Genomic DNA, 352 nt, shown 5'->3' with positions numbered 1-352 from the left:
CGAATAAGGTATCGTTATCCGTAAGAACATAAGAAGCATTCTTCGGATCTTTTTTTCTAAGTGCTACTTTGATAACCTTTCTGACCCATCTGGTGGAGGTTTTGACTGTTATGTCGAAATGAAGGATTTGTCTTGTTTCCAAATCCATAAAAAATATAACTTTATACATTTCCAGAAAGTTATACGAAAAAACTGTAAATAGATCCGAGACGGTCATGGAATCGGAATGGAGAGCATAGAAGTTTTTCCAAGCAAGCCTTTTCCTGGGGTTAGGTGATCTACGAAGAGTTTTAATATATTTGGAAACCGATTTTTCCGAGATCAGAAATCCTAGTTTAACCATCGTTCCATG

At 36.4% G+C, this 352-nt stretch carries 1 pseudogene; it reads right to left on the bottom strand.

What is annotated here, in order from left to right:
• Positions 1-343 (bottom strand): annotated as a pseudogene (locus EHS11_RS03235) (transposase); the annotation flags it as partial.
• Positions 344-352 lie beyond the last annotated feature (9 nt).

Source organism: Leptospira ilyithenensis, from assembly GCF_004771005.1.
Taxonomy (GTDB): domain Bacteria; phylum Spirochaetota; class Leptospiria; order Leptospirales; family Leptospiraceae; genus Leptospira_A; species Leptospira_A ilyithenensis.
This window is presented reverse-complemented; position numbering and strand designations above follow the sequence as displayed.